General features: G+C 74.3%; 26 protein-coding genes. 7 read left to right on the top strand and 19 right to left on the bottom strand.

What is annotated here, in order from left to right; genetic code table 11:
* Positions 1 to 94 precede the first annotated feature (94 nt).
* Positions 95 to 709, top strand: coding sequence for a hypothetical protein (locus tag LWC33_RS27700; RefSeq protein WP_233307629.1), 615 nt, complete (start codon positions 95 to 97; stop codon positions 707 to 709).
* 30 nt (positions 710 to 739) lie between these two features.
* Here LWC33_RS27700 and LWC33_RS27695 read toward each other — a convergent pair whose 3' ends face one another.
* From LWC33_RS27695 to LWC33_RS27685, 3 genes are read right to left on the bottom strand one after another with little or no spacing between them, the layout of a single operon-like run.
* On the bottom strand, positions 740 to 1936 hold the full coding sequence (locus tag LWC33_RS27695; RefSeq protein ID WP_233307628.1) for a multidrug effflux MFS transporter: 1197 nt from the start codon (positions 1934 to 1936) through the stop codon (positions 740 to 742).
* On the bottom strand, positions 1929 to 2306 hold the full coding sequence (locus tag LWC33_RS27690) for a hypothetical protein (RefSeq protein ID WP_233307627.1): 378 nt from the start codon (positions 2304 to 2306) through the stop codon (positions 1929 to 1931). Before LWC33_RS27690 ends, LWC33_RS27695 begins: the two co-directional genes overlap by 8 nt.
* A complete protein-coding gene (locus tag LWC33_RS27685; protein ID WP_233307626.1) occupies positions 2303 to 3091 on the bottom strand; it encodes an isoprenyl transferase in 789 nt (262 codons plus the stop codon). The genes LWC33_RS27690 and LWC33_RS27685 overlap by 4 nt, the downstream gene beginning before the upstream one ends.
* A 62-nt stretch (positions 3092 to 3153) precedes the next feature.
* Between LWC33_RS27685 and LWC33_RS27680 the strand changes: the two genes are divergently transcribed.
* Positions 3154 to 4068, top strand: a complete 915-nt coding sequence (locus LWC33_RS27680; RefSeq protein WP_233307625.1) for a hypothetical protein — start codon at positions 3154 to 3156, stop codon at positions 4066 to 4068.
* Positions 4069 to 4179: 111 nt separating this feature from the next.
* On the opposite strand, the gene recO is transcribed toward LWC33_RS27680, so the two are convergent.
* A complete protein-coding gene (gene recO, locus LWC33_RS27675) occupies positions 4180 to 4971 on the bottom strand; it encodes a DNA repair protein RecO (RefSeq protein ID WP_233307624.1) in 792 nt (263 codons plus the stop codon).
* 136 nt (positions 4972 to 5107) lie between these two features.
* On the opposite strand from recO, the gene LWC33_RS27670 reads away from it, so the two are divergent.
* Positions 5108 to 5416, top strand: coding sequence for a hypothetical protein (locus LWC33_RS27670; RefSeq protein ID WP_233307623.1), 309 nt, complete (start codon positions 5108 to 5110; stop codon positions 5414 to 5416).
* A gap of 62 nt (positions 5417 to 5478) precedes the next feature.
* On the opposite strand, the gene LWC33_RS27665 is transcribed toward LWC33_RS27670, so the two are convergent.
* The gene (locus LWC33_RS27665) at positions 5479 to 6312 is read right to left on the bottom strand and encodes a class II glutamine amidotransferase (protein ID WP_233307622.1); all 834 of its coding nucleotides are present in this window, start codon (positions 6310 to 6312) and stop codon (positions 5479 to 5481) included.
* Positions 6313 to 6442: 130 nt separating this feature from the next.
* Between LWC33_RS27665 and LWC33_RS27660 the strand changes: the two genes are divergently transcribed.
* Positions 6443 to 6952 (top strand): HugZ family pyridoxamine 5'-phosphate oxidase, encoded by a 510-nt coding sequence (locus LWC33_RS27660; RefSeq protein WP_233307621.1) that lies wholly within the window; start codon positions 6443 to 6445, stop codon positions 6950 to 6952.
* On the opposite strand, the gene era is transcribed toward LWC33_RS27660, so the two are convergent.
* The 8 genes from era to dhaK form a co-directional block, all read right to left on the bottom strand.
* On the bottom strand, positions 6928 to 7854 hold the full coding sequence (gene era, locus LWC33_RS27655; RefSeq protein WP_233307620.1) for a GTPase Era: 927 nt from the start codon (positions 7852 to 7854) through the stop codon (positions 6928 to 6930). The two genes, LWC33_RS27660 and era, sit on opposite strands and share 25 nt — an antisense overlap.
* Before the next feature lie 28 nt (positions 7855 to 7882).
* On the bottom strand, positions 7883 to 9130 hold the full coding sequence (gene lhgD / locus LWC33_RS27650; protein ID WP_233307619.1) for an L-2-hydroxyglutarate dehydrogenase: 1248 nt from the start codon (positions 9128 to 9130) through the stop codon (positions 7883 to 7885).
* Entirely contained in the window at positions 9127 to 9483 is a 357-nt protein-coding gene (locus LWC33_RS27645) for a cytidine deaminase-like protein (protein WP_233307618.1), read from the bottom strand. Before LWC33_RS27645 ends, lhgD begins: the two co-directional genes overlap by 4 nt.
* On the bottom strand, positions 9470 to 10855 hold the full coding sequence (locus LWC33_RS27640) for a hemolysin family protein (protein ID WP_233307617.1): 1386 nt from the start codon (positions 10853 to 10855) through the stop codon (positions 9470 to 9472). The genes LWC33_RS27645 and LWC33_RS27640 overlap by 14 nt, the downstream gene beginning before the upstream one ends.
* A 28-nt stretch (positions 10856 to 10883) precedes the next feature.
* A complete protein-coding gene (ybeY, locus tag LWC33_RS27635; protein WP_233307616.1) occupies positions 10884 to 11441 on the bottom strand; it encodes an rRNA maturation RNase YbeY in 558 nt (185 codons plus the stop codon).
* 99 nt (positions 11442 to 11540) lie between these two features.
* Positions 11541 to 14360 (bottom strand): phosphoenolpyruvate--protein phosphotransferase, encoded by a 2820-nt coding sequence (gene ptsP / locus LWC33_RS27630; protein WP_233307615.1) that lies wholly within the window; start codon positions 14358 to 14360, stop codon positions 11541 to 11543.
* A 4-nt stretch (positions 14361 to 14364) separates the two neighbouring features.
* Positions 14365 to 14991, bottom strand: a complete 627-nt coding sequence (gene dhaL / locus LWC33_RS27625) for a dihydroxyacetone kinase subunit DhaL (RefSeq protein ID WP_233307614.1) — start codon at positions 14989 to 14991, stop codon at positions 14365 to 14367.
* Positions 14988 to 15986, bottom strand: coding sequence for a dihydroxyacetone kinase subunit DhaK (dhaK, locus tag LWC33_RS27620; RefSeq protein ID WP_233307613.1), 999 nt, complete (start codon positions 15984 to 15986; stop codon positions 14988 to 14990). Before dhaK ends, dhaL begins: the two co-directional genes overlap by 4 nt.
* 91 nt (positions 15987 to 16077) lie before the next feature.
* Between dhaK and LWC33_RS36270 the strand changes: the two genes are divergently transcribed.
* On the top strand, positions 16078 to 16842 hold the full coding sequence (locus LWC33_RS36270) for an IclR family transcriptional regulator (protein WP_233307612.1): 765 nt from the start codon (positions 16078 to 16080) through the stop codon (positions 16840 to 16842).
* Positions 16843 to 17226: 384 nt separating this feature from the next.
* Here the strand turns inward: LWC33_RS36270 and LWC33_RS27610 are convergent, their stop codons facing one another.
* The 6 genes from LWC33_RS27610 to hrcA form a co-directional block, all read right to left on the bottom strand.
* The gene (locus LWC33_RS27610) at positions 17227 to 18285 is read right to left on the bottom strand and encodes a PhoH family protein (protein WP_233307611.1); all 1059 of its coding nucleotides are present in this window, start codon (positions 18283 to 18285) and stop codon (positions 17227 to 17229) included.
* Between the two features lie 199 nt (positions 18286 to 18484).
* Positions 18485 to 20107, bottom strand: coding sequence for a thiamine pyrophosphate-binding protein (locus LWC33_RS27605; RefSeq protein ID WP_233307610.1), 1623 nt, complete (start codon positions 20105 to 20107; stop codon positions 18485 to 18487).
* A 7-nt stretch (positions 20108 to 20114) separates the two neighbouring features.
* Complete coding sequence (locus tag LWC33_RS27600) at positions 20115 to 20888, bottom strand: cyclase family protein (protein WP_233307609.1); 774 nt, start codon at positions 20886 to 20888, stop codon at positions 20115 to 20117.
* Between the two features lie 170 nt (positions 20889 to 21058).
* Positions 21059 to 21823: a 16S rRNA (uracil(1498)-N(3))-methyltransferase gene (locus tag LWC33_RS27595; protein WP_233307608.1), complete on the bottom strand. Its 765-nt coding sequence runs from the start codon at positions 21821 to 21823 to the stop codon at positions 21059 to 21061.
* A gap of 7 nt (positions 21824 to 21830) precedes the next feature.
* A complete protein-coding gene (gene dnaJ, locus LWC33_RS27590) occupies positions 21831 to 22991 on the bottom strand; it encodes a molecular chaperone DnaJ (RefSeq protein WP_233307649.1) in 1161 nt (386 codons plus the stop codon).
* Between the two features lie 65 nt (positions 22992 to 23056).
* Positions 23057 to 24076: a heat-inducible transcriptional repressor HrcA gene (hrcA, locus tag LWC33_RS27585; RefSeq protein ID WP_233307607.1), complete on the bottom strand. Its 1020-nt coding sequence runs from the start codon at positions 24074 to 24076 to the stop codon at positions 23057 to 23059.
* A 330-nt stretch (positions 24077 to 24406) separates the two neighbouring features.
* Here hrcA and LWC33_RS27580 point away from each other — a divergent pair, with 330 nt between their 5' ends.
* Together LWC33_RS27580 and LWC33_RS27575 are read left to right on the top strand one after the other, a co-directional pair.
* Entirely contained in the window at positions 24407 to 25273 is an 867-nt protein-coding gene (locus LWC33_RS27580) for a DMT family transporter (RefSeq protein WP_233307606.1), read from the top strand.
* A 58-nt stretch (positions 25274 to 25331) separates the two neighbouring features.
* On the top strand, positions 25332 to 26025 hold a 694-nt coding region (locus tag LWC33_RS27575; protein WP_504937562.1), incomplete at its 3' end, for a LolA-like protein.

Genomic DNA, 26025 nt, shown 5'->3' with positions numbered 1-26025 from the left:
CTCTGCCGGAGTGGCCGGCGTCTCATATCGAGATCCATCCTGGTCCCGGACGGCATTAGCGTGCGCCAGACGCGACGAGGCGGGGAGGCGTGGCATGACCGACGGTGCGACCGACGGCGGGACCCAGGAGGCACCGAGCACGGTGCGCAGGCTCGACACGCCGGAGTCCGGCGAGCTGGCGCAGCTCTCCGCGGTGTTCGAGGACCTGCAGTACGTGCTGCGCTGCTGCGAGCACCTGGTCGCGGCGCTCGCGGTGCCGCGGCCCGACGCGGTGCTGGTCGAGGCGCTGTGGACCGGCGCGCTGGTCGGGTACGTGCGCTGCTTCTCCGGCCGGACCAAGATCCTCACCGACGCCGACGTCGAGTCCCTCGAACTCGACGACGAGGTCGTCAAGTTCCACAAGACGTTCCCGACGCTGCGCGACCACTACGCCTCGCGGCACGTCAACCCGCGCGAGGCGTTCACGATCGGTATCGCGCAGGCCAACGACGGGCACCCGACGGGCGTCGCCGTCGTCTCCGCGCCGCGGCCCCCGGTCGACGACACGACGGTCCGGCTGCTCGGCCGGATCTCCTACGGCCTGTCCGGGCTGGTCGACGGCCGGATGCAGGAGGTCCAGGCGCGGGTACTGGAGAACGCGCGGCAGATGACCGCGGCCCAGCTCGCCGAGCTGCCGCTGGTGCACCTGTCCGAGTCGCCCGTCGGCTAGCCGGTTGGTGGATCGACCGGCGGACGCTCCCTAGGAGCGCGAGGGCTCGCGGCGCGGGAGGAACAGCGCCGCGACCCCACCCGCCACCGCGACGGCGAGGATGGTCACCGCCATGGCGGGTGCCGTGGCACCACCGGTGGAGACGAGGGGCGGGACGAGCGCACCGAACGCGAACTGGGACAACCCGAGCAGCGCGGACGCCGAACCGGCGACGGCGCCCTGCCCGGCCAGGGCGAGCGCGGTGCCGTTGGGCAGCACGATCCCCACGCTGGACACCACCAGGAACAGCGGCGGCAGCACCGCCCAGACCGAGTCGGTCGCGAACACCCCGACGGCCAGCGCCGCGCCGCCGACGACGGCCGTCCCGACCGCCGTCCAGAGCAGCCGGACCGGGCCGAGTGCCGCACCCAGGGCGGCCGACAGGCGTCCGGCCGCGACGATGCCCAGGGCGTTGACGGCGAACACGATCCCGTAGGCCTGCGCGCCCAGCCCGTAGCCCTCCTGCAGCACGTAGCTGCCCATGGCGATGTAGGTGAACATCGCGCAGCAGACCAGCGAGAGGACGAGCGTCGGCACCAGGAAGGTCCGGTCCCGCGCGACCGTGACGACGGCGCGGCCGGTCGGCCGGAACCCGCCGGTGTGCCGGCGCTCGGGCGGCAGCGTCTCGCGCTGGGTCAGCGCCGCCCCGAACAGGACCGCGCCGATCAGTGAGAGCGCGAGGAACAGCCCCCGCCAGTCGGTGAGGTGCATCAGCTGGCTGCCGATCACCGGGGCCAGCACGGGCGCGGCCCCGCTCACGATCATCAGCAGCGAGAACACCCGCGCGGCCGCGTCGCCGGAGTAGAGGTCGCGCACCATCGCCCGCGCGATCACGATCCCGGTCGCGCCGGCAAGGCCGGTGAGCAGCCGCAGGACGAGCAGCACCTCGATCGTGGGGGCCACTGCGCACAGTGCCGCGGAGATCGCGAAGAGCGCCACGCCGAGCAGCAGCGGGACCCGGCGGCCGGTGCGGTCCGTCAGCGGCCCGACCAGCAGCTGCCCGCCCGCCAGCCCGATCATGCAGAGCGACATGGACGCCTGACCGAGCGCCTCCGTCGTCCCCAGTGCCCCGGTGAGCTGGGGCAACGCCGGGAGGTAGAGGTCGAGCGAGAGCGGGCCGAAGGTCGACAGCCCACCGAGGGCCAGGACGCGACCGGCGGGGACCCGGTCCTTCGCGGTCTCAGCCAACGAGCGCGTTCCGCATGCTCGACGCGCTGCTCACGACCAGCATCAGGAGCGTCCCCATCGGCCCCTCCTCCAGCCCGGCGGCGGGGAAGGCGTACCGGAGCGTGACGTCCCAGCCGTTGTCCCCGCGCACCACCCGCGGGGTGCCGAACAGCCCCTCCCCCACGCCGAGCGCCACCCGGCGGGGGATGTCGTCGTCCGTGAGGTCCCAGGCGACGACGCAGGTCAGGTTGAGGACGGGCAGCCCCTCCTCCAGCTCCGTGCCCTGCACGACGCAGAGCACGCCGCCGTGCGCGAACGTGAGGGCGCCGTCCTCGCCCACCTCGACGTCGTGGTAGCGCTCCAGCGCCCGGCGGGCGGTCTCCAGGCTCACGGGGACCCTGCCGTGCCGGCCTGGTCGATGGCGCCGCCGAACCGGCGGTCCCGCTTCGCGTAGATCTCGATCGCCTCCCAGATGTGCCGGCGGTCGAAGTCGGGGAAGAGCGTGTCGAGGAAGACCATCTCGGCGTAGGCGCTCTGCCACAACAGGAAGTTCGACGTCCGTTGCTCGCCGCTCGACCGCACGAACAGGTCGACGTCGGGCATGTCCGGCTCGTCGAGGTACTTCGCGATCGTCCGCTCGTCGATCGCGGAAGGCTTGATCCGGCCCTCCTGGACGAGCCGCGCGATCTGCTGCACCGCGTCGGCGATCTCCGCCCGGCCGCCGTAGTTCACGCACATGGTCAGCGTGAGGACGTCGTTGTGCCGGGTCTTCTCCTCGGCGACCTCGAGCTCCTTGATCACCGACCGCCACAGCCGCGGCCGCCGCCCGGCCCAGCGGACCCGCACGCCCATGCTGTGCATCTCGTCGACCCGACGACGGATGACGTCCCGGTTGAAGCCCATCAGGAACCGCACCTCGTCCGGGCTGCGCTTCCAGTTCTCGGTGGAGAAGGCGTAGGCGGACAGCCACTTCACCCCGATGTCGATGCAGCCCCGGGCGACGTCCATGAGCGAGGCCTCGCCGCGCCGGTGCCCCTCGATCCGGGGCAGGCCGCGGGCGTTGGCCCAACGGCCGTTGCCGTCCATGACGAGGGCGACGTGGTTCGGGACCAGCTCCGGCGGGATCGCCGGCGGCCTGGCTCCCGACGGGTGTGGCGGCGGGGGCTGGAAGGGCACGACCACACAGCCTACGTCCGCGCTCCCTGGACTCCCGGGCCGGTCTGGAGTACGCACTGCTCATGGGGGCCTGGTTCACGGAGACGATCGTCGCGACCGGGCGGCTTCCGCTCTTCTGCTTCCTCTGCGCGTTCCTCGTCGCCTTCCTGTTCATCCGGTTCAGCGTCCGGATGATCCGCGCCCAGGTGTCGTGGTGGCCCGGCAACGTGAAGCCCGGCGGCCTGCACATCCACCACGTGGTGTTCGGCATGGTCATGATGCTGGTCGCGGGCTTCGGGCTGATCGCGCTGGCCGAGGTGAGCACGCTGGTCCCCAACGTGATCCTGGCGAGCCTGTTCGGGATCGGCTCGGCGCTGGTGCTCGACGAGTTCGCGCTGATCCTGCACCTGTCCGACGTCTACTGGAGCACGCAGGGCCGCAGCTCGATCGACGCCGTGTTCGTCGCGATCACGGTCACCGGGCTGTTCGTGTGCGGGCTGCACCCGCTCGGGTTCAACGACGACTTCATCGACGTGGAGTCGGGCGAAGTGGTCGACATCGTGCTGACGTTCGTGTTCTTCGCCCTGCAGCTCCTGCTCGTCGTGGTCACGCTGGCCAAGGGCAAGCTGTGGACCGGGCTGCTCGGGCTGTTCGTCACCCCGCTGCTGTTCTTCACGGCGATCCGGCTGGGCCGGCCCGGTTCGCCGTGGGCGCGCTGGCGGTACCTGACGCGGCCCAAGAAGATGGAACGCGCGGTGCGCCGGGAGAAGCGCTACCGGGTGCCGATCGTGCGGGCGAAGATCGCGGTGCAGGAGGCGATCGCGGGCCGCTTCGACGCCGACCCGGAGCAGCGCCACGCCGTCACCGAGGCCGCGCACCGGGAGGCGGAGCGGGCGGCGGTCGACGCCGCCGAGGCGGTCCGGCGGGCGGGTCCGATCGGCGCGCCCCGCGTCGTGGACGCCGTCCCCCCACCACCCGAGCGCGTCATGGAGCCATAGCGCTGAAAACCAGGCCTTCAGAACGCGTTATGGAACCATAACGCTCAGTAACGGAACCTCGGAACGCGTTATGGAACCATGACGCCAGTACCGGGTCCCGAGGCCGTGGGCTCAGGCGATCGGGGTCGCTCCCGGCGCGGCGGCGGCGGTGGGATCGCCGCGGCGCTCGACGAAGGGCAGGGAGCGGAGCTGGCGCTCGAGGTGCCACTGCAGGTGCGCGGCGACCAGGCCGGAGGTGTCGCGACGGGTGGGGGCCTCGGCGGCGTCGGCGACCTCCCAGTCGCCGTGCAGCAGGGCGTCGAGCAGGGTGAACACCGCCGGGCCCGGCAGGACCGAGCCGGGCGGTCGGCAGACCTCGCACACCGCGCCGCCGCCCGCCACGCTGAACGCCCGGTGCGGCCCGGGAGAGGCGCACTTGGCGCACTCGGTGATCGCCGGCGCCCATCCCGCGTGGCTCATCGCGCGGAGCAGGAACGCGTCGAGGATCAGCGAGGCGTCCCGCTCGCGGCCGGCGAGCGCCCGGATCGCGCCCACGAGCAGCAGGTAGACGCGCAGGGTCTCGCCGCTCTGCCCACTGCCTTCCTCGGACACCAGTCGATCGGCCGTCTCGAGCATCGCGCAGCCCGCGGTGTAGCGGGAGTAGTCGGAGACGACGCCGGTGCCGAAGGCGTCGAGCGTCTGGCACTGGGTGATGACGTCGAGGCTGCGGCCGGTGTAGCACTGCACGTCGACGTGGTTGAACGGCTCGAGCCGCGCGCCCCACCGCGACCGGGTCCGGCGCACGCCCTTCGCGACCGCCCGGATCTTGCCGTAGCGCCGGGTCAGCAGCGTGACGATCCGGTCCGCCTCGCCCAGCTTCTGCACGCGCAGCACCACACCGGTGTCGCGGTACAGGGTGCTCACCGGGAAAGCCTACGACTTCCGCCGCGCACCCCCGCCGCGACCGGCCGATTGACCACGATCCGCGGCGCGAGGATCCTGGACCTCCCCGGTGGGCGGTCCGGGTGATCGGCCAACAGCGGCCGGACGAGGGGGACCCATGACCGTCATCGTCATCACCAGCCTGCCCGGGGTGACCGCCGACGCGCTCCGCGAGGCGAACCGCGACCACGACACCCGGATGCAGCGGATCGTCCGGGATGCGCAGTCCCACGGGTGCCGGCACCACGTCTTCGCCGAGGCCGAGGACGGCAGCGTGGTGGTGTTCGACGAGTGGACCAGCCGCGAGGACTTCCAGGCGTTCTTCGACGGGCAGCGGGAGATCCCGGACGTGATGCGCACCGCCGGGGCGACCTCGGCCCTCACCGCGGCCAGCTACCGGATCATCGAGACCACCGACAGCTTCTGAGAAGCAAGCGGGCTCGCAGCGGAGGCGACTTCGAACGAGGGGGCGACCCCCTGCACAGGGCCCTACGCCGGCGGCCGGGGCCGGAAGGGGTGCTCGACGTCCGGCCCCTTCTGCAGCACGAGCGCCGTCGACGGCGGCACCTCGTGCCAGAGTCCCGGCAGGTCGGAGAGCGGTTCCGAGACGACCGCCCGGGACTCGTCGGAAAAGTGCTGCCAGCGCTCGTCCTCGGGGTAGAGCCGGCGCAGCGCGTCGACCTCGCTGCTCACGAACAGCGTGTTGACGACGGGGCCGCTGGCGTATCGGACGGCGTAGAGCCGCTCGCCGTCGGCCACGCCCAGCGTCATCTGCAACGGGTGCTCGGAGCCCACCGCGCGGCCGGCGGCCTCGACGTACCCGGCCATGCGCTCGAGCGCGGGCAGCGGCTCCTCCTCCAGCCCGAACGTGAGCGCGAGGTGGAACAGGACCTCCGAGTCCGTGCTGCCGCCGATGTTGCCGAAGAGATCGGGCCGGACGGCGAAGAGCAGGTCCCGGCGTAGCTCGGCCCAGCGGTCGACGAAGCCGTTGTGGACGAAGATCCAGTTGCGATACCGGAAGGGATGGCAGTTCGTCTGCTGCACGGGCGTGCCGGTGGCCGCGCGGACGTGGGCGAGGAACAGCCCGGACTGCACCACACCCGCGATCTCGCGCAGGTTCTGGTCCCCCCACGCGGGCGACTCACTGCGGTAGAGCGCCGCCTCCGGCCCCTGTCCGTACCAGCCCAGCCCGAAGCCGTCGCCGTTGGCGATCGTGCTGTCCGGGGCGGCGCGCCTGCTCTGCTCGATGAGCGAGTGCCGGGTGTCGTAGATCAGTTCCTTGGGCCCGATCGGGCTGCCGTAGTAGCCCAGCCACCGGCACATCGGCGCCTCCCTGGTCGCGTCAGCGTCAGGCTCGTATACCCGGTGCGCCCGGCGCCTCACCCCGGCGGGACGACCTTGACAGGCGCCGGCGCAGAAGTAAGGGTCACCTCAGCCGGCGCGGAGGTGACGGGTGGGCGAGCTGGAGGAGGTCCGGGCGCTGCTGTCCGGGCAACGGTCGGGGACGCTGGCGACGATCGGGTCCGCGCCGGGGCCGATGAGCACCTCGGCGAGCGCCGCGGCCGCGGGCTTCCCGTTCGGTTCCGTGGTGGCGTACGCGCTCGACGCCGACGGGTCGCCGCTGCTGTGCCTGTCCGACCTCGCCGAGCACAGCCGGAACCTGGCGGCCGACCCGCGGGCGTCGTTGCTGGTCGCCGAGCCGGCCCCGGGGAACACGGATCCGCTCGCCGCGCCCCGGGCCACCCTGGTGGGCCGGGTGTGGGTCCTGCACGGCGACGAGCGCACCCGCGGCCTGGCGGCCTACCGCCGCACCTTCCCCGACGCCGGGTACATCGACTTCGCCGACTTCCAGCTCTACCGGCTCGAGGTCCGCACCATCCGCTTCGTGGCCGGGTTCGGCCGGATGGCGTGGCTGGAACCGGATGAGCTCGAGCCGGGTCAGAAGCCCAGCTTGCGCAGCTGACGCGGGTCCCGCTGCCAGTCCTTCGCGACCGTGACGTGCAGGTCGAGGAAGATCTTGGTACCCAGGAGCGCCTCGATCTGCTTCCGGGCAGCCGTGCCGACCTGCCGCAGGCGCTCGCCCCCGCGGCCGATCACGATGCCCTTCTGACTCTGCCGCTCCACGAAGATCGTGGCGTGCACGTCGAGCATGGGGTCGTCGGCGGCCCGGTCCTCGCGCTCGATCATCTCCTCGACGACGACGGCGATCGAGTGCGGCAGCTCGTCGCGGACCCCCTCCAGGGCGGCCTCGCGGACCAGCTCGGCGACGAGGGTCTCCTCCGGCTCGTCGGTCAGCTCGCCGTCCGGGTAGAGCGGTGGGCCCTCCGGCAGCTTCGCGACCAGCAGGTCCGCGAGCAGCTGCACCTGGTACCCGCTCTTCGCCGAGCAGGGCACGACGTCGGCGAACTCCATCAGCCCGGTCATCTGCGTGAGCCGCTCGGCGATCTGCTCGGGCTGCGTCTTGTCCGTCTTCGTGACGACGCCGACGACCGGCGTGCGGCCCGCGACCGACTTCAGCTCGTTGACGATGAACTCGTCGCCGCGGCCGACCGGCTGGTCGGCCGGCACGCAGAACCCGATGACGTCGACCTCCGCCCAGGTCTCGCGCACGACGTCGTTGAGCCGGGAGCCGAGCAGGGTCCGGGGCTTGTGCAGGCCCGGGGTGTCGACCACGACGAGCTGCGCGTCGGGCCGGTGCACGATGCCGCGGATCGCGTGCCGCGTGGTCTGCGGGCGCGAGGAGGTGATCGCGATCTTCTGGCCGATCAGCGCGTTGGTCAGCGTGGACTTGCCCGCATTGGGCCGGCCCACGAAGCAGGCGAAGCCGGAGCGGAAGTCCTCGGGCCAGGACCCGAAGGCGGTCATGATGCCTCGCTTCGCACGTCGGTGCGGGTCACAGCGGACCCGGGTTGTCGCCGGTCAGCCGCTCGAGGATCTCGCGGCCGATGGGCAGGGCGGCGGTGGCCGCCGGAGAGGGCGCGTTGAGCACGTGCAGGATCGAGCCCGGCCCCCGAACCCCGTCGGCGCCGCCCTGCTCGACGAGCAGGAAGTCGTCGACGAGCGTGCCGTCGGGCTTCACCGCCTGCGCCCGCACCCCCGCACCCGCGGGCGTGAGGTGGCGCGCCTCGACCTCGGGAAGCATCCGCTGGATCTGGGTGACCATAGCCGCCCTGGACAGCGACCGGTGCACCTCGCCCAGCCCGTACCGCCAGTGCCGCTTCGCGACCCGCAGCATGCCCGGGTAGACCAGCGAGCCCAGCAGCTCCTTCGGCTTGACCGTGCCCCACGAGTAGCCCTCACGCGCCAGCGCGAGGACGGCGTTGGGCCCGGCGTGCACGTGCCCGTCGATCCCGCGGGTGGCGTGCACCCCGAGGAACGGGAAGGCCGGGTCCGGCACCGGGTAGATCAGGCCCTTGACCAGCTCGGCGGCCTCCTCGGTGAAGCCCGAGTACTCCCCGCGGAACGGTATGATCCGCACCCCCGGGTCGGCGCCCGCGGCGCGGGCGAGCTCGTCGCAGCGCAGCCCGCCGCAGACCACGACCCGCTCCCCCAGCAGGTCGCCCTGCGCGGTGCGGACCACGACGTCAGGCCGGGCGGACGTCTCCCGCCGCACCATCCCGGTGACCGCGCGGCCGAGGTGGATCTCGCCGCCCTCCTTGGCCACCAGCTCGCCGAGCTTCTCGGCGATCGCCCGGTAGTCGCAGAGCCCGGTCGACGGCACCCACAGCGCCTCGAGCCCACGGACGTGCGGCTCCCGCTCGCGGATGCCCGCGGCGTCGAGCCGCTGCGTCTCGACGCCGTTGGCCTTCCCGCGCCGCTCGAGCTCCGCCATCCGCGGCAGCTCCTCGGGATCGGTGGCCACGACGAGCTTCCCGCACCTCTGGTGCGGCAGGTCGTGCTCACGGCAGAAGGCGATCGTCTCGGCGCACCCGGCCACCGCCAGCCGCGCCTTGAGCCCGCCCGGCGCGTAGTAGAGCCCGGAGTGGATGACGTTGGAGTTGTTGCCGGTCTGGTGGTTCGCCAGCCGCGGCTCGCGCTCGACGACGGCGACGCTCAGCCCGCTGCGGACCGCCGCGTGCGCCGTGGCCAGACCGACGATCCCGCCGCCGACGACGACCAGGTCGTACCGGGGGGTGCTCATGCGGACGTCAGGACCCTCACGACGGCGCCGGACGCGTCGGCGACGATCACCGGGGCGGCCGCGGTGAGGTCCCGCACCGCGGCGACGGAGGCCTCGTCGGCCTCGCCGCTCTCGGTGACGACGGCCGCGGCCTCGAGCCCGGGCGCCCCGCTGGACACGGCAGCCGCCACGGCCGCCTGCAGGGCCGTGAGCCGTAGGGACGGCAGCGCGACGGACGCGGCGGCGTAGGTGCGGCCGTCCGTGTCGCGGACCGCGGCGCCCTCCGCGGCGCCGGTACGGGCGCGCGAGGAGCGCGCCAGCGTGACGATCTTGGCGTCCTCGGCGTCGAGCTCGGGGGGGTTACTGCCGGACATCGGTCTCCTCCCGGACGTCGGCCTGCTCGGCGGCGTCCTCCTCGGGGTGGTCGGCGGCTTCGGTGGGTTCGGGCACGGCCAGGGGCGTGACCAGCACCGAGGTGATGCGGACGCGGCCGCGGGCGTCCTTGCCGCCCTCGCCGCGCAGGTGCAGCAGGCCGTCGACCTCGGCCTGGGCGCCGGGCAGGGGCACCTTGCCCAGCCGTTGGGCGAGCAGCCCGCCCACGGTGTCGACGTCGGCCTGCTCCAGGGCCTCGCGCAGCAGCTCCTCGCGCTCGGTGCCGCTGAACTCGCCGGCGAACAGCTCGGTCAGGTCCTCGACGGGCAGCCGGGCGGCCAGCCGCAGGGTGCCGCCGTCGAGCCGCTGGACCTCGGGCACCTCGTCGGTGTCGTACTCGTCGGAGATGTCGCCGACGATCTCCTCGAGGATGTCCTCGATCGTGACGACGCCCGCGGTGCCGCCGTACTCGTCGACCACGATCGCCATGTGGTTGCGGGTGCGCTGCATGTCCTTGAGCAGCTCGTCGATCCGCTTGGAGTCGGGCACGAACACCGGCGGCCGCACGACCTCGACCAGCCGCGCGTCGGGCCGGTCCCAGCCCGCCCCGACCAGGTCCTTGAGGTAGGCGACGCCGATGACGTCGTCGATCCCCTCGCCGAGCACCGGGATCCGGGAGTAGCCGCTCTTCAGCGCGAGCCGGACCACCTTCTGCACGGGGGTGTCCTGCTCGGCCCACACCACGTCGGGCCGGGGCTGCATGACGTCCCGGACGATCGTGTCGCCCAGCTCGAAGACCGAGTGGATCATCTTCCGCTCGCCCTCCTCGACGACGCCGCTGGTGCTGGCCATGTCCACCAGCTCGCGCAGCTCGACCTCGGAGGAGAACGGGCCCTCGCGGAAGCCGCGGCCCGGGGTGATCGCGTTGCCGACCAGGATCAGCAGCTTGGTCAGCGGGCTGAGCAGGGTCGCGATGATCCGCACCGGGGCGGCGACCGCCAGCCCCAGCGCGTACGGGTGCTGGCGGCCGAGCGTGCGTGGGCCGACCCCGATCAGGACGTAGCTGACCACCACCATGATCACCGCGGCGAGCAGGACGCCGACCCAGGCGGGGTCGAACCAGCTCGCGAGCGAGACCGCGAGCAGCACCGTCGCGACGGTCTCGCCCATCAGCCGCAGCAGGATCAGCAGGTTGACGTAGCGGGCACGGTCGTCGACCACCTTCGACAACGCCCGCGACCCGGGCCGGTTCGCCCGCACCAGATCCGTCACGCGCGTCCGGGAGATCGAGGTGAGCGCGGCGTCGGCCGCGCCGCACAGCCCAGCGACGGGGATCAGGACGATCGCGACGGCGAGCAGGCCAGCGGCGTTCATCGGTCTCCTGCGGTCATCGGCCGGACGGTCAGCGCGGTTCGGCGGGGCCGGCCGGGTCGTCCAGGCCGACGGTGCCCAGCACCCGCGAGTCGCTGCGCCGCTGGGCCTCGCGGGCGGCGGCCTGGGCGCGCCCGGTGCGCCAGTCGTGGAGCAGCTTGTTCTGCAGCGCGAACATCTCGCGCTCCTCGTCCGGCTCGGCGTGGTCGTAGCCGAGCAGGTGCAGCACGCCGTGCACGGTCAGCAGGTGCAGCTCGTCGGAGAGCGTGTGGCCGGCCTTGACCGCCTGGTCCTTGGCGAACGCCGGGCAGAGCACGATGTCGCCGAGCAGCGCCGGGCCGATCTCGGGGGCGTCGGGGCGGCGGGTGTCGTCGACCAGCTCGTCCATCGGGAAGGACATGACGTCCGTGGGCCCGGGCTCGTCCATCCACCGTTCGTGCAGCTCGGACATGGTGTCGAGGGTGACCGCGGTGATCGCGAGCTCGACCGCCGGACTGACCCGCATGGCGTCGAGCGCGTACCGGGCGACGGACACGATCAGCGACTCGTCGACGGCAACGCCGGACTCGTTGACGACCTCGATGCTCACGGCGGTACTCGGACCAACTCTCTCGGCGCGACCGGGAAGGAACTCTTCACGAGGGTAGTCGCACCCCGGCCGGGACCGGCCGGTCGGCCGCGGTGGTGGTCAGCCGCGGTCCGCGAGCAGGGCGCGGACGGCGGCGGGGTCCGGCGCGGCGAGGGCCCGGCCCGCCAGTGCGGCCGCCTCCCCGGCGTCGATCCCGCGGACCGCCTCCTTGACGAGCGCGACCGCGGGCGGCGCGACCGACAGCTCCCTGACCCCGAGCCCGACCAGCAGCGGCGCGGCGACCGGATCGGCCGCGAGCTCGCCGCACACCGCGACCAGGGCGGCCCCGGCGCCCCGGCAGGTGGCGTCGACCAGGCGCAGGACGGCCGGCGAGAGCGGATCCGCGAGGGTCGCGACCTCGGCGGATCCGCGCTCGGCCGCGAGCGTGTACTGGGTGAGGTCGTTGGTGCCGATGCTGAGGAAGTCGACGGCGGGGGCGAACGCCGCCGCGGTCAGCGCGGCCGCGGGGACCTCCACCATGATCCCGATCTCGAGGCCCGGCGGCCGCCCGCGGCCCTCGGCGGCGATCGCCTCGCCGAGGGCGGCCCGGGCCGCGTACAGCTCGGCGGGGACGGTGACCATGGGGAACATCACGCTCACCGGGGTCGCGTGCGCGGTCCGGACGATCGCGCGGAGCTGGTCGGCGAGCAGGTCGGGTCGCCGCAGGGCCAGCCGCAGCCCGCGGACGCCGAGGAACGGGTTCGCCTCGGCGGGCATCGGGACGTAGGGCAGGGGCTTGTCACCGCCGACGTCGAGGGTGCGCAGGACGATCCGCCGCCCGCCGAGCGCCTCGGCGACGGCCCGGTAGGCCACCTCCTGTTCGTCGACGCCGGGGGGCTCGGCGCGGTCCAGGAAGAGGAACTCGGTCCGGACCAGGCCGGCGAGGTCGGCTCCGGTGCCGGCCGCGCTCGCGGCGTCGGCGCCGACGTTCACCCCGACCAGGACGTCGGTGCCGTCGCGGGTACGGGCGGGCTCGTCCGCCCGGGCGCGGGCGGTGGCCTCCTGCTCGGCGCGCTGGGCCAGCCGGGCCCCGAAGACGGCCCTGACCTCGGCGGACGGGTCGACGACGAGGCGGCCGGTCGTGCCGTCGAGCGCGAGCGGGGTGTCGGGGGCGAGATCCAGCACGGCGGGCCCGGCGCCGACGACGGCGGGGATGCCGCGGGCGCGCAGCAGGATCGCGGCGTGCCCGGTCGCGCTCCCGCCGGCCAGGACGACCCCGACCACCGCCTCCGGGTCGAGCACCGCCGCCTCCGCGGGGGTGAGGTCGGCCGCGACGAGAACGGCGGGTGGGATGAGTGCGTCCGTGCCGCGAGTCGGGAGATCCGGCGGTGCGGGTCGGGAGCTGCTGGCCAGCAGGGCGCGGAGCACCTCGTCGCCGACCGCGCGGACGTCGGCCGCGCGGGCGCGCAGGTACTCGTTCGGCAGCGCGGCGAGCGTGCTCTCGGCGGCGACGACCGAAGCCGCCCAGGCCGCGGGGGCCGCGGCACCGGACGCGATCGCCTCGCGCGCGGCGTCGACCAGGGCCGGGTCGTCGAGCATCGTCAGGTGGGCGTCGAAGATCGCGCCCTCGGACGCGGGCGTGGCGTCGCGGACGGTGGTGATCGTGCGGCGGGCCTCGTCGAGGGCCCGGTCCAGGCGCGCCCGCTCGACGTCGGGGTCGTCGGCCTTCTCGTCGGGGACCCGCAGCTCGACGGCCCGGTGCAGCCGCGCCGGACCGATCGCGATGCCGGGTGAGGCGGGCAGCGGGCCGCTCCCCTGTCCGAGCGCCCCTCCGACGCCCGGCAGTCCTGCGGCCGGCCCGCCGGCCGGCGACGCGGGAGGTACCGACGCTCCCGTGGCCGGGGCCGGCGCGGCGGTCGGCGGTGCCGCCGGCGCGGTCGGCGAACCAGTGGTCGTCGGCGTGGTCGCCGACGTGGTGGTCGGTGCGGTCGCCGACGTGGTGGTCGGTGCGGTCGCCGACGTGGTAGTCGGTGCGGTCGCCGACGTGGTCGTCGGTGCGCTCGCCGACGTGGTCGTCGGTGCGCTCGCCGACGTGGTGGTCGGCGCGGTAGCCGACGTGCTTGTCGCGGATGCCTCGCCGAACCCCTCGGCGGCGAGGGCGAGGAGGGCGTCGACGGCCTCGCGCGCCTCCGGGCCGCGCGCCCGGACCTCGATCTCGTCCCCGGCACCGGCGTCGAGCGAGGCCACGCCGGTGAGGCTGGCGGCGGCCACGGGGCCGCGGCCCGTCCGGGAGGCCAGCAGCTCCACTCGTGCGTCGAACCCCCGCAGGGCCTGGACCAGGAGGGCGGCGGGCCGCGCGTGCAGGCCGTGCGGCGGCGTCACCACGAAGGTCCCGCTGGCCTCCGCTCCCCCCTCACCGAGACCGGGCTGCGCCGCCCCTGCGTCCGGCGGTTCGCCTGATCCGGGCTGCGCCGGTGCCGCCTCCGGCGCTTCGACCGGTCCGAGCTGTGCCGCCTTCGCGTCCGCGCCCGCTGCCGCCTCCGCCGCGACACCGGCCCGGTCCGCCCCTCCCGCCGCCGCGACGGCCGCCGCCACCAGCCCCTCGACCAGCGGGGCCGGGCAGAGCAGGACCCGGTCCCGCGCCGTCGGGTCGTCGAGCAGCTCCAGCGCGAGCTCCGCGGACAGCACCGCGCTGCCGAGGTCCATCAGCACCACGACCCCGGCGCCCGTGTCGGCGGCGGTGATCGCGCCTGCGACCTCGGTCGCGTCGGTGCCGAAGGTGGTGGCGTCGAGCCCGGCCGCCACCTCGATCCGGACCGCCTCCCCCGCCGGCCCGTGCAGCATCTCGCGAGCCAGGGCCACGGCGGCCTCGCCGAGGGCGCGGCTGTGCGACACGGCGACCAGGCCGACCGCCGGGTCCCCGGTGGAGCCTTGCGTCACCCGCTCATCCCAGGGTTGCGGCCGCGGCGGCGACGAGCAGGGCCACCGACGTCGCCCCCGGGTCCTGGTGCCCCACGCTGCGTTCGCCCAGGTAGCTGGCCCGGCCCTTGCGGGCGAGCATGGGGATGGTGGCGTCCCGCCCCGCGTCGGCGGCCGCCGAGGCGGCCCGCAGCGCGTCGCCCAGCGAGGCACCGCCGTCGAGGGACTCGTCGAGCGCGTCGAGGGCCGGGGCGAGGGCGTCGTACATCGTCTTGTCCCCGGCCTCGGGCCGCCCACGGGCCACGACGCCCTCCAGCCCGGCCCGGAACGCCTTGGCGAAACCCGCCGCCTCGAGCTCGGTGACCTCCCCCGCCGCCGTGCCGAAGCGCAGGAACAGCGTGCCGTACAGCGGCCCGCTCGCCCCGCCGACCTTGCTGACCAGCGTCATCCCGACCTGCTTGAACAGCGCACCCGCGGTCGCCGGCGGGTTCGCGTCGAGGGCCTCGACCACTGCGCCCATGCCGCGGGCCATGTTGGCGCCGTGGTCGGCATCGCCGATGGCCGAGTCCAGTGCCGTCAGCTCGTCGCGGTGCTCGGTCACCTGCCGGGCGAACTCGCGGACCCAGGCCGACAGCTGGTCCTGTGTGGTCATGCGCCCCACCGCAGTCCAGGGGTGTCGACCGGCGCGTCCCAGAGGCCGAGGAGATCGTCGTCCGCCCGCAGCAGGGTGACGGAGCAGCCGGCCATGTCCAGGCTCGTGATGTAGGGGCCGACCAGCGAGCGCGCGATCCGCACCCCGGCCCGCTCCAGCAGCGTCGCGACCTCGCCGTACATGAGGTACAGCTCCAGCAGCGGGCTCGCGCCCATGCCGTTGACGAAGCAGATCACGGGCTCCGAGGTGAAGTCGGCGTCGGCCAGGATCGGCTCGACGAGCATCTCCGCGATCTCCTTCGCGGGCGCGATCGGCACGCGACGACGACCCGGCTCGCCGTGGATGCCGATGCCGATCTCCATCTCGTCGTCGGGCAGGTCGAAGGTCGGCCGGCCGGCGGCGGGCACGGTGCACGAGGTCAGCGCCATGCCCATGCTGCGGCCGCGCTCGTTCACCTTGCGCGCCACGCCGGCGACCTCGGCGAGGCTGCGGCCCTGCTCGGCGGCGGCACCGACGATCTTCTCCAGCAGCACGGTGGTACCGACGCCGCGGCGCCCGGCGGTGTAGAGGCTGTCCTGAACGGCGACGTCGTCGTCGACCACCACCGCCTGGACCTCGACGCCCGTCTTCGCGGTGGTCAGCTCGGCCGCCATGTCGAAGTTCATGACGTCGCCCGTGTAGTTCTTCACGATGTGCAGCACGCCGGCGCCGCCGTCGACGCCCTCCGTCGCGACGACCATCTGATCGGGCACGGGCGAGGTGAAGACCTCGCCTGCGCAGGCGGCGTCGAGCATGCCGCGGCCGACGAACCCGCCGTGCATCGGCTCGTGGCCCGAGCCGCCGCCGGAGACCAGGCCGACCTTCCCCTGGACGGGCGCGTCGCCGCGGAAGACGACCCGGTTCTCGAGGTCGACGCGGAGCCCGGGATGCGCCGCCGCCATCCCGCGCAGAGCCTCGACGACGACGTCGGCCGGGTCGTTGATCAGCTTCTTCATGGGGTCCTCCGTCGCACCCGAAGCCCGTTCGGCTATGCCGAAGACCTGCCGGACGCTACTGTGAGCTGGCTCACGACACAAGGAGCGAACGGTGATCCAGTCCGTGGACCGGGCCCTACGGGTGCTGGCGGTGCTGCAGGGCGCGCGGCGGCGGAGCCTCGGGGAGATCGCCGCGGGCTGCGGGCTGGCACCGTCGACGGTGCACGGGCTCGTCCGCACGCTGCTCGCGCACGGGATGGTGGTGCAGGAGCGGGACTCGGGCCTCTACCGGCTCGGCCCCGCGACGCTCCGGCTCGGCAACGTCTACCTCGACAACCTCGAGCTCCGCGCCCGCGCCCAGCCGTGGGCGGAGGACCTCGCGCGCCGCACGGGGTGCGCGGTGCGGGTGGCGGTGGCCCTGCAGCGCGACGCGATCGTGGTCGGCCACGAGCCGCGGCCCGACGGCAGCCGGCAGATGACCGAGGTCGGCATCGTGGTGCCGGCGCACGCCTGCGCGGTCGGGAAGGCGCTGCTGGCCTACGGCGCGTGCGAACCCGCGGACCGGCCGCACCGGATGACCGGCGAGACCGTGACCGAGGCGCGGGAGCTCGACGCCCAGCTGGCCGCGGTGCGCCGTACCGGGCTCGCCACCGAGGTCGAGGAGGCCGTGCTCGGCGAGTGCGGCCTCGCCGCCCCGGTCGCAGCGGCCGACGGCGTGCTGGCGGGCGCGATCGGGCTCGTGGTGCCGGCCGGGGAATGGCCGCTGCCCCCCGGCGCCCCGGACGCCCTGCGCCACACCGCCCGCGCGGTCTCCCGGGAGCTCGGCGCCGCCTCCTGGCCCCCGGTCGTCGAGGGGCGGGACGAGGCGGCCTCCTGATCACCGCCCCCGACCGAGCGCCGACAGTCCTGACAGCTCAGCGGTCGCAGACGACGATCATGATCGCCGGTTCGGACCCTTCGCGGCCACGGGCGGCGTGAAACGGTCTCAACCAGCGATCATGGCCAGCAGGTGGCGAGCAGACAGGGACGCTCACCCATGATCGCCAAGCCGGACCCGTCCCGGCCACATGCGGCCGTTGACGGTCCCAGCCGGCGATCATGGCGAGCTCGGGTACAGGTAGCGCCGACCACGACCCAAGATCGCCATTCGCGACCGATCCCGGCCATATGCGGCCGCGAACCGTCCCGACCGGCGATCATGGGCAGCGGGTGGCGTCGACCGCCTCCCTCTGACCACAGCGAGGCCGGCGCCACGTCCCGCTCAGCGGCGGCGGGAGCGGCGGTCCTGGGGTGGGCCGGTGCGGGGGGCGGCGCTGCGCAGCTGGCCTCGGTTCTGGTCGGCGTCGAAGCGGGCGTAGGCGTCGACGATGTCGCTCACCAACCGGTGCCGGACGACGTCGCTGCTGGTCAGTTCGGGGAAGGCCACGTCCTCCACCCCGAAGAGGATGTCCTGGACGACCTGCAGGCCGGACCGGTTGTTGCCGCCCGGCAGGTCGATCTGCGTGACGTCGCCCGTGACCACGATCTTCGAGCCGAAGCCGAGCCGGGTCAGGAACATCTTCATCTGCTCGGGCGTGGTGTTCTGTGCCTCGTCGAGGATGATGAACGCGTCGTTCAGCGTGCGCCCGCGCATGTACGCCAGCGGCGCGACCTCGATCGTCCCGGCCGCGATCAGCTTCGGGATCGACTCCGGGTCGATCATGTCGTGCAGCGCGTCGTACAGCGGACGCAGGTAGGGGTCGATCTTCTCGTAGAGCGTGCCCGGCAGGTACCCGAGCCGCTCCCCCGCCTCGACGGCCGGGCGCGTGAGGATGATCCGGTTGACCTGCTTGGCCTGCAACGCCTGCACGGCCTTGGCCATCGCCAGGTACGTCTTGCCGGTACCGGCCGGCCCGATGCCGAAGACGATCGTGTGCGCATCGATCGCATCGACGTACCGCTTCTGGTTCAGCGTCTTCGGCCGGATGGTCTTCCCACGGCGGGAGACGATGTCCAGGCTCAGCACCTCGGCCGGCGACTCCCCGCGCACGGCGGCGACCGCCGGGTCCGCCTCGCCGAGCATCTCGACGGTGCGGCGCACGGTGTCCGAACCGACCTGCTGGCCGCGCTCGGCGAGGGTGATGAGCTCGGTGAACACCCGCTCGGCGAACGCCACGTCGGCGGGCTCGCCCGAGAGGGTCAGCTCGTTGCCCCGGACGTGCACGTCCGCGGCCAGCAGCTCCTCGGCGGTGCGCAACGACTCGTCTCTCGAGCCGAGCAGCGCGAGCAGCGCGGTGTCCGGGACTGCGATGCGGGACTGGACGGGGTCCGGCTGCGTCACGTGGTCTGGTCGCCTGCTTCCTGCTGCTCTGCTCCGGGCCCGCCTCGGCCCGCTCCTCCTGCCGATGTTACCGCCGGGCACCGACGATCCGCCCCGCCATTCGGCCCGTCGCACGCCCGGGCGGCGGAGCAGCGGGCTAGGCCGTGGTGAAGAAGTCGCGATCGATGGGCTTCGTGATCAGGGACTTCTTCACCACGGCCTAGTGCCCGCGGAAGGCCTCCTGCAGCCACCAGGACCCGCCGTCGGACGCGATCTTGGCGTCGACCAGCAGGGCCCGGCTCCGGGGCCCGGCCAGCCAGTCCTCGACGCCCTTGAGGTCGGCCGGGGTCCGGACGGTCACCGCGTCGAGCCCGTAGCCCCGCCCGATCGCGGCGATGTCCGTCTCCGGGAACCGCACGGTGGTGTGGTCGGCCCCGGTGAAATGGTGCACCTCGGCCCCGTAGGCCCGGTCGTCGTAGACCACGACCACCATCGGGATCCCGAGCCGGGCCACCGTGTCCAGCTCGGCGGCGCCCATCAGCGCCCCGCCGTCGCCGAGCGCCGCGACGGCCAGCCGGTCCGGCCGGGCCAGCGCCGCGCCGACCGCCGTGGCCAGGCCGAGGCCGATCGACTGGTAGCCCTGCGTGAAGCAGAACCCGAACTCGTCGGGAACCTGCAGGTAGGCGGCCGGGTAACCCATGAAGTTGCCGGAGTCGACGGCGACGACCCGCTCGACCGGGAGCAGGTCGTCGAGGGCGATCGTCAGCGTGCGCGGGTCGATGCCCTCGGGCCCGGTGAGGTCGGTGTACGGGACGTCCCGCAGCCGTCCGCGCTCGGCGATCGCCGCCCGGACCTCGGGCGTGCGGTAGCCCGTGCGGCGGGAGACGGCGCCGAGCAGGTCCGCGGCGGTGGCGGCGACGTCGCCCACCAGCCCGAGGTCGACGGGCCGGTGGGCGCCGAGCGCGTCGACGTCCAGGTCCACCTGGACCACCCGGGCCGCGTCGCCGATCAGCCGGCCGTGCCGGGTCGTCCACATCGTCAGCGCGCACCCCCACGCGACGACGAGGTCGGCGTCGGCGATCAGCTCGGCGGTCAGCGGCGAGGCGAACCCGCCGGAGATGCCGAGCGTCCACGGGTCGTCGTGGAACAGCCCGGAGGCCACCGCGGAGGTGGCCAGCAGCGCGCCGGACGCCTCCGCGAGGGCGCGCAGCTCCTCCCGGGCCCCGCGGGCCCCGCGGCCGGCGACGAAGACCGGCCGCTCCGCCCCGGCGAGCAGCTCGGCCAGGGCGGCGACCCCCTCGGCCGACGCCCGCGGCGGGGCGACGGGCGGGAGCACGGGCACCGGGGCGGGCTCGGCGGGCGCGGCCTGGACGTCGAGCGGCAGGTTGAGCACCACGGTGCGGCGCTGCTCGACCGCGGTCCGGTACGCCCGGGCGGTGTCGGTGAGCGCGGTCTCCGGCGAGTGCACCCGCTCGGCGACCGCACCGACCGCCGTGACCAGCGCGTCCTGGTCGATCCGGAAGTTGGAGCGCACCGCGGACCCGGCGGTGTCGGCGGCGAGGACGAGGAGCGGGGTCCGGCTCTTCGCGGCCTCCGTGACGCCGGTGAGCCCGTTGGTCAGCCCGCATCCCTGGTGGACGCTGAGCACCGCGGGGAGCCCGGACATGCGGGCGAAGGCGTCGGCCATCGTCGCCGCGCCGCCCTCGTGCCGGGTCGCGGTGAACGGCACCCCGGCTGCCCGCAGGGCGTTCGTGACGTGGAAGTTCCCGCTCCCCACGACCCCGAACACGTGCCCGACGCCCAGCTCCGCGAGGGTCCGCCCGACCAGTTCCGAGACGTTCACCGGACGATCAGCGCTCCACCAGCGCCAGCACCCGCGCCGGCGAGCCCGAGCCGCCGACGATCGGCAGCGGCGAGGTGAGCAGCACGGCCCCGGTCGGCGGCAGCGCGGCGAGGTTCTGCAGCTGGGTGAGCCCGTACTTCCCCGCCCCGAGCAGGAAGGAGTGGCACGGGAAGGGCGGGTCGAAGGAGTGCGCGGCCCCGGCGTCCGTGCCGACGGTCTCGGTGCCGAACCCCATGATCGGCGCCTCCTCCGCCAGCCAGGTCGCGCACTCGACCGAGACGCCGGGGGTGTGCGGGCCGTTCTCGTCGGCGTTGAGGAAGGCCTCGGCGTCGGCGGAGCGGGCGTCCCAGCCGGTCCGGTAGAGCAGCCAGCCGCCCTCGGGCAGCGGGCCGTGCTCGGCCTCCCACGTCTTGACGTGGTCGATCTCGAGCAGGAAGTCCGGGTCGGCGGCGGACTCGGCGGAGAAGTCGAGCACGGCGGCGGGGGCGAGCAGCCGCGCCGCGGGCACCTGCGAGACGTCCTCGCCGTCCCGGCCGGTCACCCAGTGCACGGGGGCGTCGAAGTGGGTGCCGCTGTGCTCACCGGTGTGGATGTCGTTCCAGTACCAGGCCGGGCCGCGCTCGTCGTAACGGCTGATCTCGGACAGCGAGAACGGGATCGTGTTCGCGAACGGCGGCGGCAGCTGCAGGATCGGCGTACCGGAGTGCAGCGGGGCGGTGAGGTCGACGACCTCGACGCGCCGGGAGGACAGGGCGGAGAGCAGCTCCTGCAGGACGGGCATGGCCGGAACCTACTGAGTCCCCGTGGCGCGCCGCGACGACCGGGGGGAGGATCGTCGCGGCGCGGCCGCCTCGTGGACGGCTCCCGCGGCATCGGTATCCGAGCTGCGGGACCGGTGCTCACCAGGGGGGTGGGTGAGCCGCCCCGAGCCTAGACCAGCTCCTTGCGCAGTCACGCAGTCGGTGCGGTGTGCGCCACGTGGTCCCGATCACGCCACCGTTCGGTCAGCACGCCGATGGCCCCGAGCGCCACCGCGGCGGCGGTCGAGGCGCGCAGCACCTCCGGCCCCAGCCGGACCGTGCGGGCGCCGGCGGCGGTGAGCACGGCCAGCTCCTCGTCCGAGACGCCGCCCTCCGGCCCGACGACGAGCAGCACCTCGCCCTCCGCCGGCAGGTCGGCGGCCGAGAGCACCGCGTCGGCCCTTTCGTGCAGCACCAGGGCGGGTCCGCCGCGCGCGACGAGGTCGGCGGTGGTGACGGGGTCGCCCACCTCGGGGATCCACGGCCGGCGGGCCTGCTTGCCGGCCTCGCGGACCGTCGAGCGCCAGCGGGCCAGCGCCTTCTCGCCGCGCGGGCCCTGCTCCCAGCGCGCGACGCACCGCGCCGCCCGCCACGGCAGGATCGCGTCGACGCCCGCCTCGGTGGCCAGCTCCACGGCCAGCTCGCCGCGGTCGCCCTTCACCAGCGCCTGCGCGAGCACGACGCGCGGGGCGGGCGCGGGATGGTGGGCCACCTCGTCGAGCGCGAACTCCACGGAGTCCTTGGCGACGGCGACGGCGTGGGCCCGGGCGACGGCACCGCGGCCGTCGCCCAGCTGCACGACCTCGCCGACCCGGATCCGCTTGACCGCGGCGGCGTGCCGGCCCTCCGGCCCGTCGAGCACGACGGTCCCGGCCGCAGGCAGCTCCCCCACCAGGAACAGCGGGGCGGTGCTCACCGGCCGCCTACCGGAAGGAGTCCCGCAGCCGGGCGAACAGCCCGTGCCCGTTGCGGGCGCCGACGGCCAGGTCCGGCTGCTCCTCGCCACGCAGCTTCGCCAGCTGCCGCAGCAGCTCGGTCTGCTCCTTGTCGAGCTTGGTGGGGACGGTGACGTCGACGTGCACGATCAGGTCCCCGTGCCCGTCGATCCGGCCGGTGGAGCGCAGCCTCGGCATGCCCTTCCCGCGCAGCGTGCGCAGCGTCCCGGCCTGCGTGCCCGGCTCGACGTGCAGGTCCTCGGTGGAGCCGTCGAGCATCGGCAGCGGGAGCGTGGCGCCCAGCGCGGCCGCGGTCATCGGCAGCGGCAGGCGCACGTGCAGGTCGGCGCCGTCGCGCTGGAAGACCTCGTGCGCGATCTCCTCGACCTCGACGTACAGGTCACCGGCCGGGCCGCCGCCCGCGCCGACCTCGCCCTGGCCCGCCAGCCGCACCCGCATGCCGTCGGCCACGCCGGCCGGGATCCGGACGCCGACGCTGCGCCGCGAGCGCACCCGCCCGTCGCCCGCGCACTGCCGGCACGGCTCCGGGATGACCTCGCCCAGGCCCCGGCACGTCGGGCAGGGGCGCGACGTGACGACCTGGCCGAGGAACGACCGCTGGACGCTCTGGATCTCGCCGCGGCCGTCGCAGGTCTCGCAGGTGTGCGGGCGTGTGCCGGGAGCGCAGCCGTCGCCGCCGCACTCCGAGCAGAGCACCGCGGTGTCGACGGTCAGCTCGCGCTGCACGCCCGTGGCGCACTCCTCCAGCGTCAGCTGCATGCGGATGAGCGCGTCGGCCCCGGGCTGCACCCGGCTGCGCGGCCCGCGCGAGCGGCCGCCCGCGGCACCGCCGAAGAAGGCGTCCATGATGTCGCCGAAGCCGAACGCGCTGAACGGGTCGCCCCCGCCGGCGCCGCCGCCACCACGACCGTTGTCGAGCGGGTCGCCGCCCAGGTCGACGATCCGCCGCTTCTCCGGATCCGTCAGGACCTCGTAGGCCGTGCTGACCTCGCGGAAGCGCTCCTGCGCGCCCGGTTCCGGGTTGACGTCCGGGTGCAGCTCCCGGGCCAGCTTGCGGTAGGCCCGCTTCAGTTCGGCGGCATCCGCGCCGGGCTCCACGCCCAGGATGCCGTAGTAGTCCCGTGCCACCCTCGAAGTCCCCATGATCCTTCTGTGCTCGACAGCTCAGCTCAGCTCGGTGAGTCCCGCGACTCCTAGCGCCCTGTCAGGATCTCACCCACGTACCGGGCGACGGCGTGCACCGCCGCCATCGTGCCCGGGTAGTCCATCCGGGTCGGTCCGACGACCCCCATTCCGCCCACGACCGTGCCCGGCCCGTAGCCGATCGACACGACCGAGGCCGTGTGCAGGTCGGCCGACTCGTTCTCCTCACCGATCCGCACCGTGACCAGGCCCGGGTCCTGCGCCGCGGCCAGCAGCTTCAGCACCACGACCTGCTCCTCGAGCGCCTCCAGGACCTGCCGCAGCGACCCCGGGAAGTCCGCGGAGTTGCGCGTGAGGTTCGCGGTGCCGCCCAGGACCAGGCGCTCCTCCGGGTGCTCCACCAGCGTCTCGATCAACACCGTGGAGACCGTGAGGACGACGTCGCGGAGCTCGTTCGGCGCCGACGGCGGCAGCTCGGCGACCCGCGCCGACGCGTCGGCCAGCCGCCGGCCGGCCAGGGCCTGGTTGAGCAGGGCACGCAGCCGGGAGGTGTCCTCCTCGGTGACGACCTGCCCCAGGTCGACCATCCGCTGGTCCACGCGCCCCGAGTCGGTGATCAGCACCAGCATCAGCCGCGCGGGCGTGAGCTGGACGACCTCCAGGTGGCGGACCGTGGAACGGGTCAGCGTCGGGTACTGGACGACGGCGACCTGCCGCGTCAGCTGCGCGAGCAGCCGCACGCTGCGGCGGAGCACGTCGTCGAGGTCGAGCGCGCCCTCGAGGAAGGTCTGGACGGCCTTGCGCTCGGCGGCCGACAGCGGCTTGACCTGCGCCAACCGGTCGACGAAGAGCCGGTAGCCCTTGTCGGTCGGGATGCGGCCCGCGCTGGTGTGCGGCTGGGCGATCAGCCCCTCCTCCTCGAGCGCGGCCATGTCGTTGCGGACCGTGGCACTGGAGACGCCGAGGTTGTGCCGGTCCACGATCGCCTTGGAACCCACGGGTTCCTGGGTCGAGACGTAGTCCGCCACGATCGCCTGGAGGACCGCGAAGCGGCGTTCGTCGGCGTTCACCGCACACACCTCCCTGCTGACCCGCACACGTCACCGGACGTTCGTCCAGTCTATGCGGAAGGAACCCGCCGCCGCCCGGACGCGAGGTGTGACCCGGCTCAGGATTCTGCGCCGCCCCCGCTCAACCCTTCCGGTCGCCGGGAGCCTTGCGATCGGCTGTCGACTCGGCCTCCGGAGCGCGCCTACCTGGGGTTCTGGCCGGTGACGCGGCGTGACGCTGCTCGCGCGGGGTTTCACCACCGCGCCGACCAGGTATCGCCCGGCCTGCCCGCGCACCGGCTCGGGCCGGCGGGCGGACCCGCCGACGCGGACTGGACGGGGGGATGGGCGGTGACGGGTCTGGCCATCGGCCTGGCCGCGGGGGCGGGGCTGGCCGCCGCGGCGGGCGACGTGCTCCAGCGCAGCTCCGCGCGGCACGAGACCAGCGACCCGCACGAGTCGGTGCGGCTGCTGGTGCGGCTGCTGCGCCGGCCCCGGTGGCTGCTCGGGGTCCTGGTCAGCCTCGCGGGGCTGGTCTCGCACATCACGGCGCTCTCACTCGGTCGGATCGCGTCGGTGCAGCCGCTGCTGGTCACCGAGCTGCCGCTCGCCGTGCTCGGGTCCGCGCTGTTCCTCGGGGGCCGGCTCGGGTGGCGGGACTGGGCCGGCGTGGTCCTGCTGGCCGCGTCGCTGGGCGGCTTCGTCGCCCTGCTCGACCCCGGCGGAGGGCAGCCGCTGGACGTGCCGGGGTCGGTGTGGGCGATCGGCGCGGGGGTGCTGCTCGCCGTCATGACCGGGCTGGCCGTCGCCGGCTGGCGCACCGGCGGGGAGACCCGCGCCGCGCTGCTGGGCGTCGCCAGCGGGGTGGGCTACGGCCTGACCGGGGCGCTCTTCGCCGGCGCGGGCCGGCGGATCGCCCACCTCGGCCCGGCGGCCGCGCTCACGACCTGGCAGACCTACGCGGCGGTGGCCGCCGGGCTGGTGTCGTTCTACCTGCTGCAGAACGCGCTGGCCGCGGGCTCCCTCGTCGCCGTCGAGCCGGGGACCACGCTGACCAACCCGATCGTCGCGGTCGTCTGGGGCGTCGTCGTGTTCGGCGAGACGACGGCGACGGGCGCGCGGCTGGCCGGTGCCCTGGGGTGTGCCGCGCTGATCGTCGTCGGGGTGTTCGTGCTCGCCCGCTCCCCCGCGTTGCAGAGCCACGCGACGCCCTCGTGAGCCGCGCGTACGCGGGCTTCACCCGTGGCTGGCAGTCTGGAGGGGGATGGCTGCTCGGGTGACGCGACGCTGGGTGCTGGTCGCCGCCGGCACCGCGGCGATCGTCGGCGCGGCCGCGGTCACGCTGCCGGCGGCCGGATCGGACGAGCCCGCCGAGGCCCTGCGCGCCCGCGTGCTGGCCGGGATCCCGCCGCACGTCGGGTACGCCGAGAGCACCGGACGGCTAGGGCTGCCCGAGATCCCGGCGCTGGAGCAGGTCACGGCGCGGTTCACCGGGGTCACTCAGCTGCGGGCGTACGTGGCGGGCCCGGACCTCTGGCGGGTCGACGAGCTCACCCCGGCGGGCGAGCGCGACACCTACCGCCGGGACGGGCGCGAGTACCTCTGGGACTTCGGCGCGAACCAACTGACGACGGTCGAGGGCGAGACCCCGGTCCGGCTGCCCCGCGCCGCCGACCTGGTCCCGTCCGAGCTGGCGCGCCGGCTCGTCGGACTCACCCGGGCCGACCCCGTGACGTCCGTGGATCCGCGCCGGATCGCGGGGTACTCGGCCGCGGGGTTCCGGATCACGCCCGCCGACCCGGCCACCACGGTCGGTCGGATCGACGTCTGGTGCGACCCCGGGTCGGGCCTCCCGCTCCGCGTCGAGGTGGCCGCGCGGTCCGACGACCGGCCCCTGCTGTTCACCGAGTTCCTGGAGGTCGCCCTGACCACCCCCGACGACCGCACGCTCACCCCCGCCGTGCCGCCCG

Origin of the sequence: Pseudonocardia terrae (assembly GCF_021343995.1) — a bacterium.
Lineage (GTDB): Bacteria > Actinomycetota > Actinomycetes > Mycobacteriales > Pseudonocardiaceae > Pseudonocardia > Pseudonocardia terrae.
Note: the sequence above shows the minus strand (reverse complement) of the source record. Positions and strands in the feature narration are given on the sequence as shown.

Bases quoted from the DNA above. Each gene is read 5' to 3' on its own strand.
- LWC33_RS27640 (WP_233307617.1), bottom strand. From the start codon at position 10,855: ATGAACGCCGCTGGCCTGCTCGCCGTCGCGATCGTCCTGATCCCCGTC.
- LWC33_RS27670 (WP_233307623.1), top strand. From the start codon at position 5,108: ATGACCGTCATCGTCATCACCAGCCTGCCCGGGGTGACCGCCGACGCG.
- lhgD (WP_233307619.1), bottom strand. From the start codon at position 9,130: ATGAGCACCCCCCGGTACGACCTGGTCGTCGTCGGCGGCGGGATCGTC.
- LWC33_RS27665 (WP_233307622.1), bottom strand. From the start codon at position 6,312: ATGTGCCGGTGGCTGGGCTACTACGGCAGCCCGATCGGGCCCAAGGAA.
- LWC33_RS27700 (WP_233307629.1), top strand. From the start codon at position 95: ATGACCGACGGTGCGACCGACGGCGGGACCCAGGAGGCACCGAGCACG.
- dhaK (WP_233307613.1), bottom strand. From the start codon at position 15,986: ATGAAGAAGCTGATCAACGACCCGGCCGACGTCGTCGTCGAGGCTCTG.
- dhaL (WP_233307614.1), bottom strand. From the start codon at position 14,991: ATGACCACACAGGACCAGCTGTCGGCCTGGGTCCGCGAGTTCGCCCGG.
- era (WP_233307620.1), bottom strand. From the start codon at position 7,854: ATGACCGCCTTCGGGTCCTGGCCCGAGGACTTCCGCTCCGGCTTCGCC.
- LWC33_RS27600 (WP_233307609.1), bottom strand. From the start codon at position 20,888: ATGCCCGTCCTGCAGGAGCTGCTCTCCGCCCTGTCCTCCCGGCGCGTC.
- LWC33_RS27680 (WP_233307625.1), top strand. From the start codon at position 3,154: ATGGGGGCCTGGTTCACGGAGACGATCGTCGCGACCGGGCGGCTTCCG.
- LWC33_RS27645 (WP_233307618.1), bottom strand. From the start codon at position 9,483: ATGTCCGGCAGTAACCCCCCCGAGCTCGACGCCGAGGACGCCAAGATC.